Origin of the sequence: Streptomyces spongiicola (assembly GCF_003122365.1) — a bacterium.
In the GTDB taxonomy this organism is placed as follows: domain Bacteria; phylum Actinomycetota; class Actinomycetes; order Streptomycetales; family Streptomycetaceae; genus Streptomyces; species Streptomyces spongiicola.
This window is the reverse complement of record NZ_CP029254.1, coordinates 6354918-6370412: the sequence shown is the minus strand read 5'-3', so window position 1 is coordinate 6370412 and position 15495 is coordinate 6354918. Positions and strand designations below refer to the sequence as shown.

General features: G+C 75.3%; 13 protein-coding genes. 8 read left to right on the top strand and 5 right to left on the bottom strand.

What is annotated here, in order from left to right:
- Positions 1 to 395: 395 nt before the first annotated feature.
- Positions 396 to 812 (bottom strand): recombinase family protein, encoded by a 417-nt coding sequence (locus tag DDQ41_RS27780; RefSeq protein ID WP_109296923.1) that lies wholly within the window; start codon positions 810 to 812, stop codon positions 396 to 398.
- A 183-nt stretch (positions 813 to 995) separates the two neighbouring features.
- Between DDQ41_RS27780 and DDQ41_RS27775 the strand changes: the two genes are divergently transcribed.
- Positions 996 to 1769 carry an MBL fold metallo-hydrolase gene (locus DDQ41_RS27775; protein ID WP_109296922.1) on the top strand — a complete coding sequence of 258 codons (774 nt, stop codon included), beginning with the start codon at positions 996 to 998 and terminating at the stop codon, positions 1767 to 1769.
- Entirely contained in the window at positions 1766 to 2404 is a 639-nt protein-coding gene (locus DDQ41_RS27770) for a DedA family protein (RefSeq protein WP_109296921.1), read from the top strand. The genes DDQ41_RS27775 and DDQ41_RS27770 overlap by 4 nt, the downstream gene beginning before the upstream one ends.
- On the opposite strand, the gene DDQ41_RS27765 is transcribed toward DDQ41_RS27770, so the two are convergent.
- The 3 genes from DDQ41_RS27765 to DDQ41_RS27755 form a co-directional block, all read right to left on the bottom strand.
- Positions 2384 to 3367 (bottom strand): MBL fold metallo-hydrolase, encoded by a 984-nt coding sequence (locus DDQ41_RS27765; protein WP_109297979.1) that lies wholly within the window; start codon positions 3365 to 3367, stop codon positions 2384 to 2386. The two genes, DDQ41_RS27770 and DDQ41_RS27765, sit on opposite strands and share 21 nt — an antisense overlap.
- A gap of 628 nt (positions 3368 to 3995) precedes the next feature.
- Positions 3996 to 5213, bottom strand: a complete 1218-nt coding sequence (locus DDQ41_RS27760) for an aminotransferase class I/II-fold pyridoxal phosphate-dependent enzyme (RefSeq protein ID WP_109296920.1) — start codon at positions 5211 to 5213, stop codon at positions 3996 to 3998.
- A 698-nt stretch (positions 5214 to 5911) separates the two neighbouring features.
- Positions 5912 to 6484: a TIGR03086 family metal-binding protein gene (locus DDQ41_RS27755; RefSeq protein ID WP_109296919.1), complete on the bottom strand. Its 573-nt coding sequence runs from the start codon at positions 6482 to 6484 to the stop codon at positions 5912 to 5914.
- Between the two features lie 509 nt (positions 6485 to 6993).
- Between DDQ41_RS27755 and DDQ41_RS27750 the strand changes: the two genes are divergently transcribed.
- The 4 genes from DDQ41_RS27750 (at position 6994) to DDQ41_RS27735 (ending at position 11633) form a co-directional block, all read left to right on the top strand.
- Positions 6994 to 8625: a bifunctional phosphatase PAP2/diacylglycerol kinase family protein gene (locus tag DDQ41_RS27750; protein ID WP_109296918.1), complete on the top strand. Its 1632-nt coding sequence runs from the start codon at positions 6994 to 6996 to the stop codon at positions 8623 to 8625.
- Positions 8626 to 8765: 140 nt separating this feature from the next.
- Positions 8766 to 9578, top strand: coding sequence for a class I SAM-dependent methyltransferase (locus tag DDQ41_RS27745; RefSeq protein WP_109296917.1), 813 nt, complete (start codon positions 8766 to 8768; stop codon positions 9576 to 9578).
- A gap of 360 nt (positions 9579 to 9938) precedes the next feature.
- Positions 9939 to 10319 (top strand): VOC family protein, encoded by a 381-nt coding sequence (locus DDQ41_RS27740; RefSeq protein ID WP_109296916.1) that lies wholly within the window; start codon positions 9939 to 9941, stop codon positions 10317 to 10319.
- A gap of 660 nt (positions 10320 to 10979) precedes the next feature.
- On the top strand, positions 10980 to 11633 hold the full coding sequence (locus DDQ41_RS27735) for a DUF4232 domain-containing protein (protein WP_162602748.1): 654 nt from the start codon (positions 10980 to 10982) through the stop codon (positions 11631 to 11633).
- A gap of 192 nt (positions 11634 to 11825) precedes the next feature.
- Here the strand turns inward: DDQ41_RS27735 and DDQ41_RS27730 are convergent, their stop codons facing one another.
- On the bottom strand, positions 11826 to 12473 hold the full coding sequence (locus tag DDQ41_RS27730) for a GNAT family N-acetyltransferase (protein ID WP_109296914.1): 648 nt from the start codon (positions 12471 to 12473) through the stop codon (positions 11826 to 11828).
- A gap of 465 nt (positions 12474 to 12938) precedes the next feature.
- Between DDQ41_RS27730 and DDQ41_RS27725 the strand changes: the two genes are divergently transcribed.
- Positions 12939 to 13691 (top strand): GntR family transcriptional regulator, encoded by a 753-nt coding sequence (locus tag DDQ41_RS27725; protein WP_109296913.1) that lies wholly within the window; start codon positions 12939 to 12941, stop codon positions 13689 to 13691.
- A gap of 611 nt (positions 13692 to 14302) precedes the next feature.
- Complete coding sequence (locus DDQ41_RS27720; protein WP_109297978.1) at positions 14303 to 15415, top strand: adenosine deaminase; 1113 nt, start codon at positions 14303 to 14305, stop codon at positions 15413 to 15415.
- The last annotated feature ends 80 nt before the right edge of the window (positions 15416 to 15495 follow it).

Here is a 15495-nt window from a genome sequence, read left to right as displayed (position 1 = left end):
CACGCGGACCGGCCCTCCGGTCCCGGGAGCCCCCCTGACTCCCCGAGCAGGGCATCGGCCGCGGTCCGGTACCGCGCCTTGCACACCGGAAACCGATGCCGGCGCCGGTGCCTGTGCCGATGCCTGTGCCGGTGCCGGTGCCGTGGAACGGGCCGGGGACCGGAACGGGGACCGGAACGGGAATGAGAACCGGGATCGGAACGGGGTAATGGGACGGGCCGGGTCCCGGATCGGCGCCGGGGAACGGATCGAGGAACAGATCGGGGAAACGGCCAAGGGACCGGATCGGCGCCAGGGGACCGGATCGGCGCCGGGGGTTCGGGGTCGAGGAGAGCGGGCGTCGGAAGCCCGGGGCCGGGCGGGCCCCCGGGCCTCCGCTCCCGGGCGGGGTGCGGTCAGCAGCCGTCGTAGCCCGCGGTCGGCATCGAGAGCCGGCGGTGCACGCTGGCCTTCATCGCGGCGTCGTACGCGGGCTCGTCCAGACCGGCCGTCGCCAACCGGACACCGCGGCGCTCGCACTCGGCGGAGAAATCCGGTACGGACGTCAGCGCGCGCGCCAGCACCCGCTCGTTCGGGGCGACGAAGAGATCGACCAGACCCGCCTCGACATCGGCCCAGAGGACGCAGTGGTCGGGGCGCAACCCGTAGAACAGCAGTTCACGGGCGACCTTGTATCCCCGGTCCGCCGCCCAGCGGGCGCACATCGCGTGCTGGCTGCGCGTGTCGACGAGGAAGGGGTCGCTGTCGAGTTCCTCCAGCGGGGTCAGGCTGGCGATGGCCGCCACCCGCACTCCGCCCCCGGCGCCTGTCATGGACCGTCCCTCTGCGTCGGCTGTCGTGGCCCGACCCTACTCGGGCGCGGACCGCGCGGGGGAGGCGCACTTCGGGGCGCTCGGGAGACCGCCGGCCCCCCGAGCGCCTACGCTCGTACCGGCAGCGGCGAACGGACCGGCCGTGGTCCGGGCGGAGCCGGGTCGCGGGCGAGGAGGCAGTGCGTGGCGGTCGAGGTCACCTGGTGGGGTCACGCCACCTGCACGGTCGAGGACTCCGGGGTCCGGGTGCTCACCGACCCGCTGTTCGTCGGCAGGCTCGCACACCTGCGCCGCCGGCGGGGTGCACTGCCGCCGCCCGCGGCCGCCGTCGCGGACGCCGTGGTCGTCTCCCATCTCCACTCCGACCATCTGCATCTGCCCTCGCTGGCCCGGCTCTCCCCCGGCACCAGGCTGATCGTGCCCCGGGGCGCGCGAGGGGCCGTCCCCGGGCTGCGCAGGCTGGCCGGGCTGCGCGTCGTGGAGGTGGCACCGGGTGACGAGGTGGCCGTGGCGGACGTGCGCATACGGGCCGTACCGGCGGCGCACGACGGTCGGCGGCTGCCGGTGGGACCGCACCGCTCCCCCGCGCTCGGCTTCGTCATCCACGGCGGCGCGCGCACCTACTTCGCCGGGGACACGGGGTTGTTCGACGGCATGGCGGCAGCGGTGGGGCCGGTCGACGTGGCGCTGCTGCCGGTCGGCGGCTGGGGGCCGTTCCTGGGGCACGGCCATCTCGACCCGGAGCACGCGGCCCGCGCTCTCGCGGCGCTCGGGCCCCGCTCGGCGGTGCCGGTGCACTACGGCACGTACTGGCCGATCGGGATGGACGCGGTCAGACCGCACGAGTTCCACTCGCCGGGCGACGAGTTCGTGCGCAAGGCGGCGCGCCGGGCGCCGAACGTGGCGGTGCACCGGCTGGCACACGGCGAGAGCGTGCGGCCGGAGGTCTTCCGGTGAAGCTCCAGGACGTGGTCGCCCAGCTCCCGCCGGAGTCGACCCAGCAGGCCGTCGGCTATCCGACCCTGTTCCTGCTGGTGGCGCTGGGCGCGCTGGTGCCGGTGGTGCCGACGGGTGCGCTGGTGAGCACGGCGGCGGTGGTGGCGCTCCACCAGACGGCACCGTTCGCGGTGCTCCTGGTGTTCGTGGTCGCCGCGACCGCCGCGTTCCTCGGTGACATCACGCTGTACTGGCTCGGCAGACGCGGCCTCGGGTCGAGGAACGGCTCGAAGTGGCTTGAGGCGCTGCGGGCCCGCGCGGCCCCGGACCGGCTGGCGGGCGCCCAGCGCAGACTCGCCGACCACAGCGGGACGGTGCTCGTGCTGTCCCGGCTGGTTCCGGCCGGACGGATTCCGGTGATGCTGGCCTGTCTGATGGCGCGGATGCCGCTGGCGCGCTTCGCGCGCGGAGACGCGCCCGCCTGCCTCGCGTGGGCCGCCGCGTACGGGGCGATCGGGATCCTCGGCGGCTCGCTGTTCGACGAGCCCTGGCAGGGGGTGCTGGCGGCCGTGGGGCTGACGCTGGTGCTGAGCGGGGTGCCCGCGCTGTGGCACCGGGTCCGAAGGGGGCGGACGTCAGGCGGTCAGCACGCGTGAGCCGCCGACCGGCAGGTCCCACAGGCGCTCACGCGGCAGGCCCGTCCGCTCCCAGGCGGCCAGCAGCCGGCGGATGGGCTCCATCACCGGCTCGGAAGAGAGCACGAAGGTGGCCCAGTGCATCGGGGCCAGGTTCCGGGCGCCGAGGTCCTCGAACGCCTGCACCGCCTCCTCCGGGTCGGTGTGCACCGAACTCAGCCACCAGCGGGGTGCGTACGCGCCGATCGGCAGCAGCGCCAGGTCGATGCCCGGGTGGCGCCGGCCGATCTCCTTGAACCAGTGGCCGTATCCGGTGTCCCCCGAGAAGTACACCCGGCGGCCGCGCTGGTCGGTGAGGATCCAGCCGCCCCACAGGGAGCGGCAGGTGTCGGTGAGGGTCCGCTTGGACCAGTGGTGGGCGGGCACGAACTCGAACCGGACCGAGCCGACCCCGCTTCCGGCGGGCAGTTCCGCCGCCTCCCACCAGTCGAGTTCGGTCACGCGGGTGAAGCGCCGGCGCCGGAACCAGCCGCCGAGCCCCGCGGGCACGAACACCGGGGTGCGGCGGGGCAGCCGGGCGATGGTGGGCGCGTCCAGGTGGTCGTAGTGGTTGTGGCTGATGACGACGGCGTCGACGGGGGGCAGGTCCTCCCATCGCACGCCCACGGGAGTGAGCCGGGCGGGTGTGCCCAGGATCCTGCGGGACCAGACGGGGTCCGTGAGCACCGTGAGTTCGCCGATCGCGACGACCCAGCTGGCGTGGCCCGCCCAGGTCACGGCGACGGTGCCCGGTTCCGCCTCCGGCAGGGTCCCCGGGGCGAAGGGCAGCCGGGGGACGTCCCTGAGGCCGGCGGCCGCCGGGCGGAGCGCGCCCTCCCGCGCCAGGCGCGCCATGGCCCGTACACCGGGCAGCGGCGCGGTGAGCCGGTCGGCGAAGGACCGCGGCCAGCGCCGGGTGAGCCCCAGCGGCCGCAGCCCGGTCAGGGGAGCGGAACCCGGCCCGGTCGAGGGAGCGGACCCCGGCCCGGCATCCGGCGGGGCGGCCGTGCCGGTCCCGGCGTCCGACCGGCCGCGCCGGGCGGAGCGGCCGGCGTGCGCCGGCGTTCCCGGGCCGACCCCTCCGGACGCCCCTCCGGACGCCGCTCCGGACGCCGCTCCGGGCCCCCCGCCACCGCTCGTCGACCCGCTCGCCGACCCGGTCGGCGGGAAGGGCTCCGACAGGCACGGCTCCGGTTGGTACGGCTCCGGTCGGTACGGCTCTGACCGGCACGATTCCGGTTGGTACGGCTCCGACAGGCTCGACTCCGGTCGGTACGACTCCGACAGGCTCGACTCCGGTCGGTACGACTCCCACGGGAGCGCCGCGCGGCCCGGGTCGTCCGCCGCGCCCGGGTCGTCCGCCGCGCCCGGGCGGGCCGTCGCGGGCCGGTCCGCCGGGTTGGGGGCAGGGGTCAGGTCCGGCTTCGGGGCAGGGGTCAGGTCGGGGGCTCCTCCCGTGGTCCGGCGGGTAGGGGCCGCCGGGGAGGCGGGAGGCGGCTGCTCCGTCTGTTCCGTCATCTGCGGCTCCGTTCATCGCGGTGGGTGCTCGCGGGCCGAGGTCTCCGGTGCCTGGTCATCGCAGTTCCCGGAAGGCCGATCCGAGGGACTTCAGTGCCCTGGCGACATGCGGCAGTGCCAGCGGGGTGGCGGACTCGAGGGCTTCGAGGCGCTCCTCCGGGCTCGCGCCGAGGAAGGGGCCGGTGTCGATACGGACGCGCAGGGCACCCAGTTCGTCGCCGAAGCGGTGGCCGCCGGGGACCGGCGTGCCCAGGCGTCGGCTGAGGTAGTCCTCCAGCTCCATCGAGTCGGTGACGCCGAGTTCGGCGAGCCGGGCACGCAACGGGCCCAGGTCGGCGTAGAGATGGCGACCCGCCTGGGCCGGGCCGGCGAGGGCGCCGGAGGTGAGCACCAGGTCGCGGACCGCCTGCGCGACCGCGGCGTGCAGGGCGTTGGCCCGGCCCCGCCGGGCGGTCACCGGACCGGGCTCGTCGAGGGCGTGCGCCGCGGCCGCGGCCACGGGGCCGGCGACGAACCCCCCGAGGGCGGTGAGGATGTCGAGCACCCGGGCCCTGCGGCCGGCGCCGGGCCCCGTCGTCGGGAACCGGGCCGCGGCGACGGGCCACGCGGCCGGCAGCAGGGCGCCCGACAGATCGCTGATGACGGTCACGTCGTCCGGGCACATCTCGGCGGGGCTGAGCAGGGGCCGGTCGAGCGGCTCGTGCACCGTGTCGCGCCAGGTCTCGTCGCTGACGATGTGCAGCCCTTCGCCGACCGCCGCCTCGCAGGCCTCCCGCACGAGTTCGGGCGGTGCGACCGTGGCGGTGGGGTCGTCCGCGACCGACAGCAGCACGACATGGGGACTGCCGCCCTCCGCCCGGATCCTGCGCACGGTCTCCAGCAGGGCGTACGGATCGGGGACACCGCCGCTCTCGGCGGAGGTGGGCACATGGAACGCGGGCCGGCCGAGGAGCCGGGCCTGCGGGGTCCACCACGCGGGGCAGGGGCGCGGCATGAGGACGTCACCGCCGTGCGCGGCGAGCAGCGCGAGCAGCAGCGGCTGGGCGCCGGGGGCGGCGGCGACGTCGTCGGGACGGCTGCGCAGCCCGCGCCGCCACCAGTAGCCCGCGACGGCCTCGCGCAGCGCCGGCCCCCCGCCCGGCGGTTCGGAGGAGGTGCGCACGGCGGCGGACGCGAGCACGTCGGCGAGTTCGGGGAGCACGGGCAGACCGGGGTCAGGTGCGGGCGGGCCGTAGCGGACCGGGCCGTGGCCTTCCGGATCCGACTGCCGCATGCGCCCACCTCCCGTATTCCCGGGCCGGCGAACCCGGTCCGGCCCACGAGGCCTTTATACGGAGGTTCGGGCCCGCCCGCCGCTCCGGGCGGGCCGTTCGGCAGTCCATGGGACCACCAGGGACCACCGCGCACCCGCGGCCGGGGCCGTTCGCGGGCGCGGGCGACGGCCCAAGCGGTCCGCACAAGCGCCGTCGGTGACGGCCGGCCGGGACCCCGGTCACCGTAGGGCGGCCACCCCGCCCCGCCCTGGGCCGGCCAAGGGGGCGTCCGGTGGCCGGCCCCGGTGGGAGGGACTCGGGCCGGCTCGGGCCGGCTCGGGCCGGCTCGGGCCGGGGGTGCGGCCGCGCGGTGCCCCGTATGAGCGGTGCCCCGTATGAGGCGTAGCACGACATGCGCGTAGCACGACGTAGCACGGAGCACCGTGCGAGGCGTAGCACGGAGCACCGTGCGAGGCGTAGTACGGGGCGTCACGCGCGGGCCCTGCCACCGGGCCGCGCGGGCCGCCACCGGATCGGCGGCACGGTCCGGGCCCGGGGCTCCCGCTGGCGGCCGCCGGCGCACCGGGCCGCCGCGGCGGACGCGCGGTGCCCGCCGCTCCTCTCCGACCGTCTCGGCGCGGGTGTCCGGTGCGCCGGCCGGAGAGCGGCTCCGCTTCCCTACCGGCGCCGCGGAGAGCGGTTCAGGGCGGAGAGCGGTTCAGGGACGGCGCCCCAGCAGGCAGAGCAGCCGAGCCTGCGGGTCCGCGCCCTCCGGCGGTTCCACCGGGGGTGCGAACAGGCCGCTACCGGACAGCTCGGCGGCGTACGGCGCCACCTCCCCGGCGGCGAAGTCGACCAGCGCGCCGGGAAGGGTGTCGTCGGTGCCGATGCCCCTCGACAGGTCCCATGCGTGCACGATCATGTCGGTCGTCATCTGCGAGCAGTAGGCGGCGGCGGTGCTCTCGCCGTACGAGAGCCCCACGGTGCGGTCCAGGGCGCCCGGCTCGTGGAAGGCCGCCTTGGCGGCGGAGGCGGCCCGGTCCCAGCTGACGGCGGGGTGCCCGCCCAGCACGTCGCCGTCGAAGGAGTCTCCGACGTCGGTGATCGAACGGTTCTCGCCCACCAGCGACGGCACCCAGAGCTGCTCGGCGGTCACATGGTTGACCAGGTCCCGGACTGACCATCCGGTGCAGGGCGTCGGCGCCTCCCACTGCTCCGGGCGGACGGCGTGCACCCGTTCCGTGAAGAGCGCCAGGGCTTCGGCATGCCGGTCCAGCAGGCGGTTGTCCATGAGATCCACTGTGCTCCGGCCGCCCGGCGATGCCAAGTCGCGAGCGCGCGCTGACGGCCCGCGGCGGCGGCACCGCGGAAGACGGCGGCGGCCGGCGGGAGCGCTTCCGGGTGGGCGGACGTACCGCGGGAAGCGGCGGCCGGCGGGCACGGCGCCCGTGGCGGGAGCAGCAGTGGCAACAGCGGGAGCACGAGCAGTAGCAGTAGCAGTAGCGGGTACGGTCCCCCGTGGATGGCGGTGGCGTGGCGGTGGCCATCGCGGTGGCAGCGGCGACGGCCGTGCCCGCCCGCGCCCCCGGCACTTGCCCCTGCCCCCGGCGCTTGCCCCTGACCTCGCGCACGGCCCAGCCCGTGACCTCGCCCGTGGCGCTTGCCCCTGACCCCGCCCGTGACCCCGCCCATGACCCCGCACGACCCCGCGCACGGCCTCGGCCGGTGCGGCCGCGCGCGGCGGGGTGGCGTGTGCGCGGGGCCCGCTTGGATCGCGAGGACCCGGGGTAACCGCGTTCCATGCCGGCCTCCCACCGAGACACCCCGACGCGCTCCGCCGCGCACCTGCTTCCGCGGTCCCTCTCCCGTGCCGCCGCCCGCCTTGTGGCGGTTCCCGAGGGGCTTTCGCCGCGTTCACCGCGCGCCAGGCGGATCGCCTCGACCCTCACGGGGTGGGACCGGGGGGTCCTCCACGCGGTCGCGTCCCGTCACTGGCCGGGTGCCGACCCCGTGCTGCCCAGGCTCAGCAGGGTAGCCGACCACGGCCTCCTGTGGTTGGGCACGGCGGCCGGGATGGCCGTCTTCGGACGCGGCGCGCGGTCGCGGAGGGCCGCCGTCCGAGGTGTGGCCTCACTGGCGCTCGCCTCGGCAACGATCAACACCGTGGCCAAGCGGTCGGTGCGCCGGGCGCGCCCGGTACTCGGCACCGTGCCGCTCGTCCGGCAGCTCAAGCGGCAGCCGTTCACCACGTCCTTCCCCTCGGGCCACTCGGCGTCGGCGGCGGCCTTCGCCACGGGTGTGGCGATGGAGTCGAAGAGCTGGGGTGCGGTGGTGGCCCCGGTCGCGGCCGCGGTCGCGCTGTCGCGCGTCTACACCGGGGTCCACTACCCGAGCGATGTGCTGGTGGGGGCGGCTCTCGGGGTCGGTGCGGCGTTCGCGGTGCGCGGGCTGGTCCCCACCCGGGACCAGTTGCCGCCTGCCGGGCGGCCGCACACCCGGGCGCCCCGGCTGCCGGCGGGCAAGGGCCTCGTCGTGGTCGCCAACCGCTCCTCCGGCCCGGGCAACGGTCCGCTCGGTGCGCTCGCGGCCGGGGACGACGCCACGGCGCTGGTACGCGAGGCGCTGCCTCTGGCGCGGATCGTCGAGTGCGCGCCGCAGGAGATCGCGAGCGCCCTGGAGGAGGCTGCCGGCGGCGGCTGCCGGGCCCTCGGCGTGCTCGGCGGCGACGGTACGGTGAACCTCGCCGCGGCCACCGCGGTCCGGCACGGGCTGCCGCTCGCCGTGTTCCCCGGGGGGACCCTGAACCACTTCGCCTACGACCTCGGCCTGGAGACGGTCCACGACACCTGCCGGGCACTGGCGTCGGGCGATGCCGTACGGGTCGACCTGGGCCGGTTCGCCCCGGGTCCGGACGGCGCAGGCGAGGGCCACTTCGTCAACACCTTCTCGCTCGGCGTGTACCCGGAGATGGTGCGCGTCCGGGAGCGGTGGTCACCGCGGATCGGGGGCTGGCCCGCCGGGGTGCTGGCAGCGCTGCGGACCCTGCGCGGGGAGCACCCGCTGGAGGCGGGGATCTCGGGGCGCCGCAGGCCGCTGTGGCTGCTGTTCGCGGGGAACGGCAGCTACCAGCGTCTCGGCCCCACTCCCGGGCGGCGATACGACCTCGCCGACGGACTGCTCGACGTCCGCGTGGTGCACGGCGGGCGTTTCCCCGGCGTGAGGCTGCTCGCCGCGGCCCTCTCCGGTCCGCTGAGCCGGTCCCCGTTCCATGCGGCCGGACGGCTGCGGAAACTGCGCGTCTCCGGCCTGGCGCCGGGCTCGCTGCTCGCGTACGACGGGGAGATCGCCCAGGCGCCGCCGGATCTGACGGTGGACAAGCTCTCGGAGGCACTGGTCGTCTACCGCCCGTCGCCGACCGCACCGCTTCTCTGACGTGCCCGGGGTCCGTGGCGCGCACCCGGTCCGGACGCCCGGGACCGCGCCGGCTCAGTCCATATGGCAAGACGTAAGTCTCGGAATGTGGAGGGTGGGAGTATCGTGGCCTCATCGCGTCTGGAGAGGGGTTCGGCCGTATGACGAGGAAGACCGCCGTCTACACCCACGGCCACCACGAGTCGGTGCTGCGCTCGCACCGCTGGCGCACGGCCGCGAACTCCGCCGCCCACCTGGTGCCCGAACTCCGGCCAGGGGCGGAGGTGCTGGACGTCGGGTGCGGTCCGGGCACGATCACCGCCGATCTGGCGGCCCTGGTCCCCGGCGGCACGGTCACGGCCGTCGACGCCGTCGCGGACGTGCTGGAGGAGGCGAGGGAGACCGTGGCAGCCCGCGGAGTGCGCAACGTCCGCTTCGCGGTCGGCGACGTCCACTGCCTGGACTTCCCGGACGGCTCCTTCGACGCCGTCCACGCCCACCAGGTGCTCCAGCACGTCGGCGACCCCGTGGGCGCGCTGCGGGAGATGCGGCGGGTGTGCAGGGCGGGCGGTGTCGTCGCGGTCCGCGACAGCGACTACGGCGCCTTCGCCTGGTTCCCCGAGATCCCGGAGCTCGATGCGTGGCTGGATCTCTACCACCGGGTGGCCCGGGCGAACGGCGGCCAACCGGACGCCGGCCGCAGGCTGTACTCCTGGGCGCGCGCCGCCGGCTTCACCGACATCACCGCGACCGCCTCCGCCTGGTGCTTCACGACTCCGGAGGAACGCGCCTGGTGGAGCGGGCTGTGGGCGGACCGCACGACGACCTCGGCATACGCCGCCCTCGCCCTGGAGGGCGGGCACGCCCGCCAGGAGGAACTCGACGGCATCGCGGCGGCCTGGCGCGCCTGGGGGCGCGAGGACGACGGCTGGTTCATGGTCCCGCACGGCGAACTCCTCTGCCGGGTTCCCTGAGACGTGCCGGGTCCCGGGCAGCGGAAGCCGAACGCGCCCGAGCAGGCCGGCCCGGCCCGGTCCGGTCGCCCGCGCAGATGCCACCCGGCCCTCGCGGGAGCCACCTGCCCGTCGTCGTCAGCCGTGCGCTCCAGGCGGGAGCCCTCCGCACACGGCGGTGGCCCTGCGTGCCCGCCCTCGCGAGCCTCCCCGCGGCTCACTCATGCCGACTCATGCCGCACTCCCCGGCGGCCGTGACGGGCACCGGGCACCGGGCACCGGGCACCGGGCACCGGGCACCGGGCACCGGGCACCGGGCACCGGGCACCGGGCACCGGGAAACGATCTCGTGGTTTCCCGGCGCCAACTACCCTCGCCTGTATGGAGATCCTCGGAACCACGCTGCGTATCTGCGTCGACGACCTCGAGGCCGCGTCCGGCTTCTACGAACGCCTCACCGGCACGCGCGCGCTCCGCTTCGAACGCGGCGGCGTGTCCGTGGCGGCGGTGGGCTGCTTCCTGCTGATGAGCGGTCCCGAGGCCGAGTTGGAGGTACTCCGCAAGGTCTCCGCGACCATCGCGGTCGAGGACGTGGACTCGGCGTTCGCGACGCTCACCGAGGTCGGCGCCAAGGTGGTGGCCGGACCGGTGCCGACGCCGGCGGGCCGCAACCTCATCGCCGTCCACCCGGACGGTTCGGTGTTCGAGTATGTCGACCGGAAGGCCACCGCCGCCGACCCCTCCGGCACACCGGCCCGCTGAGGGCCGGCCGAACGGCGGACCGGGGGGTGCACGTACCACCTCCCCGTCCTGCGGCAGGACCTCCGGCGGCCTGAGCCGCGCCCGCCCGCGCAGCAGCGGGCAGTCGGCGCCCGGAGCCGGCGGCTACTCGATCCCATCCCTCACCGGTGCCGCCCCGGGCCGTCACGGGCCCGGTCCGGGTTGAGAAGGTCGGCGCCGAGCCGGGACTGCACCACCGGGAGCGGGCAACGGCCGCGGCAGTGGGCGGGGTTGCCACAACGACAGCCGGACGCGGACAGCCGGACGCGGGCGGGCAAGCGGGCAAGCGGGCAGGCGGGCAGGCGGGCAGGCGGGCAGGCGGGGGCGAGCGTCGCGGCGGATGGGCGGCCGGTCGGCATGACACGCGGACGACGCGAGGAGATTCGCCCGGATGCATCACCTGAATGGCTGATCTAAGGTGATTTCGATTGCGCTCAAGAGCATGCACGCTGCGCCCACGCCCTCCGGGCGCCCCGGTGCGACCGGGTACCCGGGTGCTGCACCGGGGCACCGTGCCCGCCTGGCCGCACTCCCGTGGCCATGCCCGGTGTGAGTCGCGCGGCACGGGGCCGTGCCACCCGGGCAGCCGCCCTCGCGCCGCGCCGCGAGCGGAGCCCCAGCAGCCGAACACGGAGGTGCCGCATGTCATGGCCGATACGCACCCGCACGGGCAGCAGCCGCGCGGCACGGGGCCGTCACGTCTCTGTTACCGCCGCAGCGGGTGTCCCGGAGCCGGGTGCCCGCACGACCCGTCCCCTCCCCTCCCGTGCCGCCGCCCGCGCCCGCGCGCGGGTCCTCGGCGCCCTGGCCGTGGCCGCTCTCGCCGCGCCATTGGTTCCCGCCGCACCCGCGGTGGCGGCGCCACCACCACCGTGTCTGACCTCGGACCTGGCGCTCTCCTGGGCTCCCGGGGGTACGGCGGTGTCCGGTGGGGCGGAGCCGGGCAGCATCAGGACCGCGGTGGTCGACCTCCGGAACGGGGGGAGCGGCACATGTCTGCTGGACGGGTTCCCGAAGGTGACACTCGCCCGGGGTGCCTCCACGGAGAACCTCTTGGACCAGCAGTCGGCGCCGCACTCGGCCGTCGTCCTCGAGCCCGGGGCGGGCGCCCGCTTCACCCTCACGTTCCGGCAGGGGCAGCCGGGCCAGGGCGGGGCGATCGAACCGGTGACCGCGATCGTGACCCCGCCCAACAACACCGCCTCGACGAACATGCGCTGGCGCTGGGGACCCGTCGCCGAGCAGGTGCCGGGGGACCCGCCCCGCAACTTCGTGGGTCCTGTGGTGTCGGTCTGAGCCCCTCTCAACCCTGAGCGCACGTCACCACGGGGCACGGTGCCGGAGTCCGTCCGGGCGCCGGCGACACCGCCCGGCGCCCGGACGGCATTCCCGTTCCCGTCCTGGCCCTGTTCCTGCTCCCGGTCCTGGCCCTGATTCCCGGTCCTGTTCCTATTCCGGCTACGGCTACGGCTACGGCTACGGCTACGGCTACGGTGCGCGGAGTTCCATCTCCGCGGTGATGGCCCAGCGCTCGTGGTCGCGCCACGCACCGTCGATGAAGAGGAAGTCCGGTGAGAAGCCCTCCAGCCGGAAGCCGAGCCGTCGCACGAGGGCGAGGGAGGACTCGTTGCCGGGCTGGATGTTGGCTTCGAGCCGGTGCAGTCCCAGCGGCCCGAGGGCATGGCGGACGACGAGTCCGAGCCCCTCCGTCATCAGTCCGCGACCGGCGGCGTGGGCGAACGCCCCGTAGCCGAGCGCTCCGCTGAGGAAGGCCCCCAGGACCATGTTGTTGATGTTGATGAATCCGGCGATCCGCCCGTCATCACGGCCGCAGACGAGATATCCGATCCTGGTGGGGTCCTCGAGGAGTCTGCGGGCGTAGGCGGTGTACTCGGCGCCGGTCCGGGGCGGGAAGAGCCAGGGCCGGTGCAGCCGGGTGCTTTCGCGTGCGAGCGCCGTGAACCGGGCGGCGTCGTCGAGTCGGTAGTGGCGGATGAAGGTCCTCGGCCCCACCGCGATCGCGGCGGGGCCGAGGAGGGCTCCGGAGCCCTCCCCCGGGCCGCCGCCCGCGCCGCTGACGGAGGCGGCTGCTGGGCGGTCGCCCGGGGCGGGAGCGGGACTCGGTGCTTCGGACATGGCGTCAGGCTAACGTCGGCCCCGGGTCGTCCGGGCGTGACACAGGGAGGGGTGGCGCCGCGGACGACCGGCGATCGCCCGTGCCCCGGCAGTTGCCCGGTCCGAGGGGAGGGCGGCCTCAGGACGGCGGGTGCCCCCTGCCGGGGGCGCCGGTTGTCGAGATCCGCCGACGTGTCGTGGGCGCGAGGGCGGCCCCGCGCCTGCTGAAGCAGTCTTGTCTGACAGGTGGTGATCATTCACGGGGAAGCCGTCTGGGCACGGCCTCGCGCTGCTTCGGGCGTGAACTACGGTGGGTGGCAGGACGCGAGGGCGCCGCGGCCGCATGTGTCAGGCGACGCGCCGGTCTGGGGCCGGTGAAGCGGTGTTCAGACCCGGCACGCGCCTCGCCGTCACCGACGCGGGCAGGGGTCGTGTGACGGACAAGTGCCCGGGTGTGCGGCCTGACAAGTGAACCGAGGAGGGTTCGTGGTAGTCAGCGGACAGCAACGGAGACCGGTCGTCGTCCTGTACGAGCGGATCGCGGACGCCATCCACGACGGCACCTATCCGCCGGGATGCACCCTGCCGTCCGAACCGCGGCTGGCGGCCGACCTGGGCGTCAGCCGGCCCGCGCTTCGCGAGGCGCTGCTGCTGCTGCAGGAGGACGGGCTGCTGACGGTGCGGCGGGGGGTCGGCAGGACCGTCAACGACAGTCCTCCTCGCCGCGGCTTCGAGCACGTCCGACCACTGGAGGAACAGCTCTCGGCCGGTACGCCGCCCCTGCGGGTGCGGGCGCTGCTTCGGGCGGTCGAGGAGCCGACGGACTTCACCACCCAGCAGTTGCTCGCCCCCGCCCGGGCCGAGCTGCGGTTCTGGGAGTCGCTGCTGTCGGGCGAGGGCGCCGCGGCGGCGCTCAGCCAGGAGTGGGCGGCGTCCGACGACGTCCTGGAACGGGCACATCCGCCGTTCGCGCAGGCTTTGCGGGAGACGGGGGACGACACCGGGACGTCGATGCTCGCCGTGCTGACCGGGGCCTCCCGCGGAGTGCCGCTGACGGCGCACTCGGGCATCACCGCGACGCTGCTGGGGCGCCGTCGCGGAGCCCAGCTGAACCGCCCCGCCGACACTCCTGCGGTCCTGGTCACCCAGGTCGTGCGGTCCGGTGGCGTGCCGGTGCTGGCCGCCAAGCACATGCTTCCGACGGGCGCTCCGGCCCTGCCCGTCATCCAGTCGACCTGACGGCGCGGCGGCAGCGGCAGCGCCGGGAGCGAACCCCTCCCGATCGCGTCCCGCCGGGTGGTGTAGGGGATCAGGACGGCGGAAGCCGCAGGTCGGAGACGGTGACTCGGCCGGACTGGATGTTCAACCCGTTTCAGCGGGACGCTTCGTGGGTTGCCGTCCCCACGGAGATCGCCATGGGCCTCGAACCGGAACGTGAAGCACTTGATCACCTACACCACTTCGCGGGGCACGACCCCCCTCCCCCTGCCTGCTGCGTGGAACCCGGCGCGGGCTCGTGTCCTCCAGAACCCGGAATCCGGAACGCGGAACCCGGGTCGGGGGCGGGGTCGGAACCGGGGGTTGGACCCGGAACCGGGGGCCGGAACCGGGCCGGGAAGGGGCAGAGCATGGGCCGGGCGTGGACCCGGAAGGGGACCGGGAAGGGGACCGGGAAGGGGACCGGGAAGGGGACCGGGAAGGGGACCGGGAAGGGGACCGGGAAGGGCCGGGCGTTGCGCGCCGGGGACCGGCCGGTCGGCGCCGGGTGGCGGGCCGGGCTCGGCGGGAGCCCGACCGGGGCCCGGCGGCCGCGCGGCACCGGACCGCCGCGTGGCGTACACTCCAGCTGCATGCACTTGTCTGACAACTCCGCCGCCGAGTCGGCAGCCGCCCCCGGCCCCGTTGCCGACTGGATCCGCCGGGCGCCGAAGGCCGTCCTCCATGACCATCTGGACGGCGGTCTGCGCCCCTCGACGATCATCGAACTGGCCCGTGACTGCGGCTACGGGGAACTGCCCACCGAGGACCCCGAGGCTCTCGCCCTGTGGTTCCGTGACGCGGCGGACTCCGGTTCGCTGGAACGCTATCTGGAGACCTTCGTCCACACCTGCGCGGTGATGCAGACCCGCGAAGCGCTCTTCCGGGTCGCGGCGGAGTGCGCCGAGGACCTGGCGGCGGACGGCGTCGTGTACGCCGAGGTGCGCTACGCGCCCGAGCAGCACCAGGAGCGCGGGCTGGGCCTCGACGAGGTCGTGGACGCCGTCAACGAGGGTTTCCGCGAGGGCGAGCGCCGGGCGGGAGGCCGAATCACGGTCAGGGCCCTGCTCACCGGTATGCGGCACACCCGGCGCTCGCTGGAGATCGCCGAGCTGACCGTCGCGCACCGGGACCGCGGTGTCGCCGGCTTCGACATAGCGGGCGGTGAGATCGGCAACCCGCCGGCCGACCACCTGCCCGCCTTCCAGTACCTGAAGCGGCACAACTGCCACTTCACCATCCACGCCGGCGAGGCCGTCGGCGCGGAGTCCGTCCACGAAGCGGTCCAGGTATGCGGCGCGGAGCGCATCGGCCACGGTGTGCGGATCACCGACGACATCCAGGTCCAGGACGACGGCACGGCCGTCCTCGGCCATCTCGCCGCATACGTCCGCGACAACCGCATCGCGCTGGAGGTCTGCCCGACGTCCAACCTGCAGACCGGGGCGGCGAAGCACTACGCCACACATCCGATCGACCTGCTGCACCGCCTGGGCTTCCGGGTGACGCTCAACACCGACAACCGCCTGGTCTCCGGTACGACCATGAGCCGCGAGTTCCAGCACATGGCCGACGCCTTCGGCTACGGGCCCGAGGTCTTCGAGCGGTTCACGGTCGCGGCCGTCGAGTCCGCGTTCCTGCCGCTCCCGGAACGCCGCCGCATCATCGGCGAGGTGATCCGGCCGGGCTATGCGGCACTCGGCTGACCGTGCCGATGTCCGCGCCGCGGCCGGATCTGGCTGCCGGACCCCCGGGGCCGGCCGCGGCGCGCCGCCGGTACGGCGCG